Below are 4,614 nucleotides of genomic sequence, written 5' to 3'. Positions count from 1 at the left end.
TTGGCCGTCGGCGCCCGGGCCCTTTAACCAGCGCTGGGGGCGCTGGTGGGCCCCCTCGTCGGGGGGCTCCGGGCGCCGCCGGGCGTCCCCGGGCCCCCACCCCCCGCCGCGGGGGCCACCGCCCCGCGGCGGCGCGCATCTCCAGGGCGATGTCGACGATCATGTCCTCCTGACCACCCACCAGCTGCCTGCGGCCGACCTCGAGCAGCAGGGTGCGGGCGTCGACCCCGTAGCGCTCGGCGGCGGCCTCGGCGTGACGCAGGAACGAGGAGTACACCCCGGCATAGCCGAGGGTGAGGGTCTGCCGGTCCACCTGCACCGGGCGGTCGCGCAGCGGGCGAACCAGATCGTCGGCGGCGTCCTGCAGGGCGAACAGATCGCAGCCGTGCTTCCAGCCCAGCAGGTCGGCGACGGCGATGAACGGCTCGATCGGACAGTTGCCCGCACCGGCGCCCTGCCCGGCGAGCGAGGCGTCCACCCGGGTCACCCCCTCCTCGACGGCCACCACGCTGTTGGCCACCGACAACGACAGGTTCTCGTGCGCGTGGATGCCGATCTGGGTGGCCGGGTCGAGCACGTCGCGGTAGGCGCGGATGCGTTCACGCACCCCGTCCATGGTGAGCCTGCCACCGGAGTCGGTGACGTAGACACAGTGCGCGCCATAGCTTTCCATCAACTTCGCCTGGGCGGCGAGGGTCGCGGGCGTGGCCATGTGGCTCATCATCAGGAACCCGGACACGTCCATGCCGAGCTCCCGCGCCTTGCCGATGTGCTGGGCGGCCACGTCCGCCTCGGTGCAGTGGGTGGCGACGCGCACCGAGCGCACACCGAGCTCGTAGGCGCGTTCCAGTTCGGCGACGGTGCCGATGCCAGGCAGCAGCAGGCTGGTGAGCACCGCGCTGCCGATGTTGGCGGCGGCGGCCTCCAGCCATTCCCAGTCGGTGTGACTGCCGGGGCCGTAGTTGATCGATCCGCCCGCCAGACCGTCACCGTGGGCCACCTCGATGGCGTCCACGCCCGCGGCGTCCAGCGCGGCCACGATGCGACCGACATCGGCCGGATCGATGCGGTGCCGGATGGCGTGCATGCCGTCACGCAGCGTGACGTCCTGGATGTAGAGGGTGGTGCCGGATTCGGTCATCGCGTCGTTCCTGCCGGTTCGGTCCTGCGCGCCGCGACGGCTTCGCCGACCCGCAGCGCCGCGGAGGTCATGATGTCGAGATTGCCCGCGTAGGCGGGCAGGTAATGGGCCGCGCCCTCCACCTCGAGGAAGATCGAGACCTGGGTGGTCACCGGCCCGTGCCCCGCGGGCACCAGGGTGTGCACGGGCTGATCGGCGGGGATCGGGGTGAACTGCACCTGCTGCTTGAGCCGGTAACCGGGCACGTAGCGGGCGACCTCGGCCACCATGCGGTGCACCGCGGCCTCGATCGCCGCCTGGTCGGCGTCCCCGATCAGGCAGAACACGGTGTCGCGCATGATCAGCGGCGGCTCGGCGGGGTTGAGGACGATGACGGCCTTGCCGCGCGCCGCGCCGCCGACGGATTCGATGGCGTGCGAGGTGGTCTCGGTGAACTCGTCGATGTTGGCCCTGGTGCCTGGGCCCGCCGACTTGGAGGATATGGAGGCGACGATCTCGGCGTAGTGGACCGGGGTCACCGAGGACACGGCCGCCACCATGGGGATGGTGGCCTGCCCGCCGCAGGTGACCATGTTCAGGTTCGCCGCCGCCGCGTCCAGGTGCGCCGTCAGGTTCACCGGCGGCACCACGAACGGGCCGATCGCCGCGGGCGTCAGATCGATGAGGGTCTTGCCGTAGGGGGCGAGCCGGGCCGCGTGCGCGTGGTGCGCGCGAGCGGAGGTGGCGTCGAAGACGATGTCGATGTCGTCGAATCCCGGCAAGGCGATCAGCCCCTCCACGCCCTCGTGACTGGTGGGCACCTTCAGTCTCCGCGCCCTGGCCAGCCCGTCGGAATCCGCATCGATGCCGATCATGGCGCCCATCTCCAAGGTCTCCGACAACCGCAGCACTTTGATCATCAGATCGGTGCCAATGTTGCCGGAGCCGATGATCGCGACCTTGCTCTTGCTCATCTGCCCTCTCTCAGGTGAAGGTCGCCGACACCGAACCGAGCGGCTCGATGTCGGCGCGAATGGTGCTTCCCGGCCGCACCGGCGCCAACGGCCCCAGCGCACCGGACAGGATGATCTGGCCCGCGCGCAGCGGTTCGCCGTATTCGCGGGCGGTGCGGGCCAGCCACAGCACGGCGGCGAGCGGATCGCCGAGGCATGCGGCGCCGTCGCCCGCCGAGACGAGTTCGCCGCCGTCGTACATGCGCATGCGCACCTGCCTCGGCTCGAACTCGCCGAGCCGGAAACGATTGTCCGACAACACGAACAGTCCGCTCGAGGCGTTGTCGGCGACGGTGTCGGCCAGCGCGATGTCCCATCCCGCGACCCGGCTGTCCACCAGTTCCAGTGCGGCGACGGCGTAGTCGACGGCCGCGCGGACGCGTGCCTCGTCGAGCTCGCCCTCGGCGAGGTCTTCGGCGAGCACGAAGGCGATCTCGGCTTCCGCGCGGGGCTGCAACAGGCGCGTCGTGTCGATGCGGTCCGCGGCCGAGACGTCCATGTCGGCGAACAGCACCCCGAAATCGGGCTGGTCCACGTCGAGCTGGCGCTGCACCGCCCGCGAGGTGAGGCCGATCTTGCGACCGACGATCACCCCGCCCGCCTCCTGCCGGTGGCGGGTGAGCCGCTGCTGGACCCGGTAGGCCGCGTCGATGTCGGTGCTGCCGATGAACTCCCTGACCGGCTCGACCGTCACGTGATGGCGCATCGCGTACAACAGACGTTCGGCGGCCGTTCGACCGCGGAATCCGAGGTCACCGTCGACCCGTCCTCTGCTTCTCGGTGGTTCGGCATGGTCTTTCGGTGGTGCGGCATGGTCTTTCGGTGGTTCGGCATGGTTCAGAGCATGCTGTTCATCTGCCGGGCGATCAGGTTCGTCGCCCAGCGCGGGGCCAGCCGGACGAGTTTGTCGAGCGCGGTGGCGTCCCGGCCGACGAGCACGCGGAACTTCCCTTTCGCCATGCCGTCGACGATGAGTTCGGCGGTTCGTTCGGGCGTGGTCACCGGAACCCGGCGGCCGCCCGAGTCGATCATGGTCACCCCCGAGTTGCCGGTCAGGTTCGTGCTGATATTTCCGGGGAACACCGTCGTGACGGTCACCGTCGTGTCGCGCAGCTCCTGGTACAGGCCTTCGCTGAACTGCTTGACCGCCCCTTTGGTGGCGCTGTAGACGGTCTGCCCGGCGAACGGGAGCAGACCCGACAGGCTCGACACGTTGACCAGCGCGGCTTCCGGCCGCTGCCGCAGCGCCGGAAGGAACGCCAGGCACATGTCGACCGTGCCCCAGAAGTTGACGCGCACGATCCGCTCGATCTCGTCGCGTTCGAGTTCGGCGACGGGCGCGAAACGGTGGATGACGCCCGCGACATTGATCAGACCGTCGACGTGTCCGTGCGCGGCGGCGACGGCCGCGGGCAGGGCGTCGACAGCGGACCGATCGGTGATATCGGCGATGTGCGTCGACACCCGATCGCGCTGGGCGCCCGCCAGCTCGGCGGTCTCCTCGAGCCACTCGCCCCGCAGGTCGATCAGCGCGACGCGGGCTCCTCGGGCGAGCAGCCGCAGGGCGGTCTGCCTGCCGATGCCGTTGCCCGCGCCGGTGACCGCGACGACCTTGTTCTCCAGTTGCATCCGCACTCCTCAGTAGGGACCGGCGTTCACGCCCGCGCCGTAGCCGCGTGCCTGGCCGCGATACAGCCGTAGACCAATCCCTGGCCGATCGTCGCGCCCGCGCCGGGGTAGGTGGCGCCGAAGGCGTTGGCGGCGGTGTTGCCGATGGCGTACAACCCGTCGATCACCTCGCCGTTCTCGCGCAGGACGCGCGCGTGCTCGTCCGCCACCACGCCACCGCAGGTGCCGAGATCGCTGAGCACCATCCGCACCGCGTAGTACGGGGGCTTGTCCAGCGGGGCGAGGTTGGGGTTGGGGCCGATGGTGGGGTCGCCGTAGTACCGGTCGTAGGCGCTCGCACCGCGACCGAACTCGGGGTCGACGCCGGTCTCGGCGTACCGTGCCATCGCGCGGAAGGTCTCGGTGAGCGCGTCCCGCGGCACACCGATCGCCTGTGCCAGCGCCGAGGGGTCCTCGGCACGATGGGCCAGGCCCGCCTCGAACCATGCCTTCGGCAGCGGCTGCCGGGGAAACACCGCCCCGGCCATGATGTAGCGGTTGCGGTAGCGCTGGTCGAACACCAGCCACATCTGCTCGGCGGGGTCACCGCGCCGCTCCCGTTCCAGCAGCGCCTGGCCGAACGACATGTAGTCGGTGGCCTCGTTGAGGAATCGCCTGCCGGTCTGGTCCACCACGAACGAGCCGGGCAGCGACCGCTCGGCGAGCATCACCAGCGGGTCGGCGCCGGGCAGCGGCGCGTAGGCGGGGAACCACCAGGCCTGATACATCAGCGCCACGGCGGCGCCCAGGTCCAGGGCGGCGGTGATGGCATAGCCGGGGTTTCCCGTAGAACCGAGGCACGCCCCCTCGGGC

Annotated in this window: 5 protein-coding genes; all 5 read right to left on the bottom strand. The window is 70.5% G+C overall.

Translation table 11 applies throughout. The annotated features are described in order from the left end of the window. A partial coding sequence (gene dmpG, locus QH283_RS04420; protein ID WP_432420656.1) for a 4-hydroxy-2-oxovalerate aldolase occupies nucleotides 1–1,141 on the bottom strand: 1,141 nt, incomplete at its 3' end. Further along, on the bottom strand, nucleotides 1,138–2,094 hold the full coding sequence (locus QH283_RS04415) for an acetaldehyde dehydrogenase (acetylating) (RefSeq protein WP_280501736.1): 957 nt from the start codon (nucleotides 2,092–2,094) through the stop codon (nucleotides 1,138–1,140). The genes dmpG and QH283_RS04415, both read right to left, overlap by 4 nt. Before the next feature lie 10 nt (nucleotides 2,095–2,104). Then, complete coding sequence (locus tag QH283_RS04410; protein WP_280501735.1) at nucleotides 2,105–2,839, bottom strand: 2-keto-4-pentenoate hydratase; 735 nt, start codon at nucleotides 2,837–2,839, stop codon at nucleotides 2,105–2,107. 131 nt (nucleotides 2,840–2,970) lie between these two features. Further along, on the bottom strand, nucleotides 2,971–3,762 hold the full coding sequence (locus QH283_RS04405) for an SDR family NAD(P)-dependent oxidoreductase (RefSeq protein ID WP_280501734.1): 792 nt from the start codon (nucleotides 3,760–3,762) through the stop codon (nucleotides 2,971–2,973). 26 nt (nucleotides 3,763–3,788) lie between these two features. Then, nucleotides 3,789–4,614: FAD-binding protein (locus tag QH283_RS04400; RefSeq protein WP_280501733.1), on the bottom strand; the 826-nt coding region annotated here is incomplete at its 5' end.

It is taken from the genome of Nocardia farcinica, from assembly GCF_029867845.1.
Lineage (GTDB): Bacteria > Actinomycetota > Actinomycetes > Mycobacteriales > Mycobacteriaceae > Nocardia > Nocardia farcinica_A.
The sequence above is the reverse complement of the archived record's forward strand: the minus strand, read 5'-3'. Positions and strand labels throughout refer to the sequence as shown.